Below are 3,853 nucleotides of genomic sequence, written 5' to 3'. Positions count from 1 at the left end.
GACCACAAGAATGAACAGATACTGCCCGGATCGTGCCCGCCCGCCGGCTTACGCCACGGCTCCAGCCGCCGACAGCGCGTCATCCAGGCCGATCCGGCAGCCAATCGCAGCGACAGAAAGCGCGGCGGAGCCGTACGCCACTACGCCGGCGCGCACATGAGGGTCAAGACGTCGGTGGCCACCCGCGCAGAGATCCACACGTGGTGGAGCCCGGCCTGCTCGATCGGCCGGTCGCAGCCACTGCAAAGCTGGTTACTCGGCGGTGCCGGAGGACCAGCCGAAGTAGTCTGCCAGGTTCCTCCTGGATACGGGCTCTCGCCAGAGCGCGGCCAAAGCCCGTGGTCCCGCGCCGCGGCTGGTCGCTTCGTCCTTGGTGTGCGCGAGGTATCGCGCGATCGAGTCCGGTGGCAGTCTCCGCTTCCTCGCGCGTGCGGATCTTGGCTCTGACGGCCTTGCGGATCACGGCCTCGAGACCGGCCACCACGTGAGGCCTGCTCTCACTGGATCGTGCGACTGTGCGGACCAGGCTGCTCTCGCCAGTGGGCCAGGGCGCGCTCGCTCTTGACCGTGTCGGGGTGTTCCGGCCCCAGCACTCGGCGCCGGTCGACCACGAGTTCGGCGAACGCTGCGGCGGCGCCCATGGCATCCCCGGCCTCGCCTGTCCATAGCGCCAGGTTGTGCCGCGACATGAGTGTATGAGGGTGGTCGGGTCCCTGGATGCGGATGCGGTCCGGGACTATGTCGGCGAACGCGGCGGCGGCACCCACGGCGTCCCCCGCTCTCCCTCGCCATCGGGCCAGTTCATGACGGACGTTGAGGGTGTCGGGATTGTCGGGACCCAGTACCCGCACGGCGTCGCCGAGAAGTTCGGTGAACACTTCGACGGCGCGCGAGGGATCCCCCGCCTCGCCCAGGCAGAATCCGAGAGTATGCCGGTAGAGGATGGTGTGCCGGTGATCCGGTCCCACCGTCCGGCGCTGATCGGCGACGATGTCGGCAGCGACCGTGGCGGCGGCCGCCATGTCGCCCGCCTCTCTCAGGAAATGGAAGAGTTCGACGCGCGTGGCACATGTGTCGGGGTCCTCTGGCCCCAGTGCCCGTGACGCGTCGTCCAGGAGCGTCCCGAGCGCAGCCGCGGCTCCCGCAGCGTCACCGCCACCTCGGCGTCTGGCCATATGGCGCCGGGCGTTGAGGGAGTCTCGATCGTCCGGACCCCGCAGCCGGAGGGACTCGTCCAGCAGTTCGGCCGCCGCGGTGGCGTTCGGCATCCTGCCGAGGCCGATGCGGGCGAGCCAGGAGTCCAGGCCGTCCTCCCCTGCCGCCAGCCGACCGAGAAACCAGAAGGTTCCCTCGTCACGGGCGCGGATACGGCTCCGCAGTTCCTCGAACGCAGATTCCCGCGCCGTGGATTCGCCGTCGAGATCGAGGATCTCCGCCATCAGCTTGGCCGGCTGCTTCGTGCCCGCCGGTTCGCCGACAGGCTCGGCCTCCGCGGCCGCCGGGATCCCGAATTCCGCGTACAGTGCCGGAAGCCGAGCCAAGATGGCCTCGACCCGCGGGAGAGACGCCATCAGGACGTCGTCTGCGACTGCCGCGCCAACGGTGATCTCGACCACTTCGCGATACATCCGCTCGAAGCTCTGCAGATGGCCTGCGATCGCACGTCCCGGGTCCCAGAACGCCTCCGTGACCTCGTAGACGCCTCCTCCGCCGGAGGAGAACAGGTCGGCGATCCCGTCCACCGACACGAGGCCGTCAGGCAGGTCGGAGCGGCGCCGGGGCGGTGCGGATTCCCAGTCGGGCACGGGCAGCCCTCGTTCGGTCATCTCTCTGTCGATCGCATCACGGACCTTCCCCGTGTCTTCCAGAAAGCCACTGATCACAGTCCGGATCTCGTCAGCCGAGTACACGAAACCACGCTGCGGGAACGCGACGGCCACCCTCGGCGAGGTCATCAGGCGATCGTTCCCGTCGTAGACGATCTCCAGGTCCAGCCCGTACACGTACGTGTCGAACGTGGGTTCCATGCCGAGCCGGACCTCGAACCGGTCCGCCTCTCCCTGTGCCACCACCTGGGAGAGGTCGACGACGGCCCGGGAACCGCCGGCGTGCTCCGGCAGCGGTATCGCGGCGTCGTACGTGGCGGACACCGGCAAGGCCGCGCCGACCCACAGAGCGCGGTAGGGGGTCAACCGCATGCCGGCGAACATGCTCCCGCACCGGACAGCGCGGTGCACGCGCACCACGAGTCGCTTGAGCACGGCCGACTGGCCCCCCGTGTTGCGTACCTTCACATCGAGCACCGGAGACATGTCTCGCGGACCCGCGGCCGAACCCGACGGCGGCGCGATGGTCACGTCGACGAGTTCGACCTGCGACTTCGGCGGGCGCCGAGCGCGAAGCGCCGCCCACGCACCGATGATTGCGGCCGCAATGCCGCCGATCAGCCCGAGAACTGTAGCCAGCACGAGATCGACGTTACAGCCCGACCGTTCAACTCACCCCCCTTTCAACGGAAGATCGCGACCGAGCACGGGCCCGGCAGTCCCCTCAGCAAAGACACCGCCCGCGCCCTCACAACGTTCGGGGCCAGATCGCCTTCGGTCCGCGTCCGGGCTCGGCCGGGGCGGGGCGGGGCAGGAGGCAGATTCGGCGGGACAGCCAGTCGCAGCTGCCTCATCCGGAGAGCCCGGACTCATCCGGTAGAGCCCGGAAGCAAGTCCCGCAGCTACCCCGACTTCGCACGTGTACAACGGAACAAGGAGCGGGGTGCCACCCGCAAGCCGAGCACTCGCCGTTCCGCAACGTAGTCCGATCCGAGAACCTGCTGCCGAAGCCGGCATGCCGGCGGCCGTGGTGGCATGAAGGTCAGCCCAGTCCTGGCATTGGGGGGTTTTCCCCATCATCGGCGGGACTGTGGCCGCGTAAAGTCGCAGTGACTGATCACCGATTCAACTCGCTCCACACGGGGGAACTTCATGCGACGCCTACAGACGCACGTCCTTGCAGCAGTGGCTTTGGCTGCTGTCACCGCCGGCGGGCTCTCCGCGTGCTCGGCCCTCGACCAGAAGACCTTCGAGGACGACGCCAAGGTGCCCCAGAAAATCACCTCGATCCGTCTCGACAACAGGAACGGCGGGGTGAAGGTGGAGGCTTCGGCGGACAACTCGACGGTCTCCGTGCACCGCAAGGTCAACTACCGCGGTGACAAACCGAGTGGCACGTCGTTCAGCGTCGAGGACGGCGTCCTGACGCTCTCCGACTGCGGCAAGAACTGCGGCGTCAACTACGTCGTCAAGGTGCCCGCCGGTCTTCCGGTGACGGGAGCCAGCTCCAACGGCAGCCTCACACTGAGCGATGTCGGTATGGTCGACGTGCACACAAGCAACGGCGGGATAGCAGTGAACAACGCGACGGGGCCGGTGAAGCTACGCACGTCCAACGGTGACGTCAAGGTCAACGACGTCAAGGGCGGCGACATCGACACGCAGACGTCGAACGGCGAGGTGAGGATCCAGACGGCCACCCCGCAGAACATCAAGGCCCTCACGACCAGTGGCAGCCTCACGGTCACGGCCCCGCCCGCCAAGTACCGGATCTCGGCGAACAACTCCCACGGCGACAAGAAGGTGGCGTTCAAGAACGACCCCTCGGGCAGGTACCGCTTGGATCTGTCGACAACGAACGGTGACTTGACTGTGGAGTCGGCAGGCTAGCCTCGCGCCTTCATGAAGCGGGCTGCCCGGCAAGTGGTCAGCTCAGTTAAGAGTGCCTCCGACCAGCGAGGACGAGGATTGCCGAGGCCCTCGTTCCCGCACCGGACGGGGGCACTTCTCAGGCACACATCCCCGGG

2 protein-coding genes are annotated in these 3,853 nt (G+C 67.7%); one reads left to right on the top strand and one right to left on the bottom strand.

The features are described 5' to 3' along the window. Positions 1-497: 497 nt before the first annotated feature. Entirely contained in the window at positions 498-2,468 is a 1,971-nt protein-coding gene (locus ACWC5O_RS45120; protein ID WP_450592491.1) for a tetratricopeptide repeat protein, read from the bottom strand. 543 nt (positions 2,469-3,011) lie between these two features. Here ACWC5O_RS45120 and ACWC5O_RS45115 point away from each other — a divergent pair. Further along, on the top strand, positions 3,012-3,716 hold the full coding sequence (locus ACWC5O_RS45115) for a DUF4097 family beta strand repeat-containing protein (RefSeq protein ID WP_450592493.1): 705 nt from the start codon (positions 3,012-3,014) through the stop codon (positions 3,714-3,716). Positions 3,717-3,853: the final 137 nt, after the last annotated feature.

The organism is Streptomyces sp. NPDC001450 (genome assembly GCF_053597295.1).
This window is presented reverse-complemented; position numbering and strand designations above follow the sequence as displayed.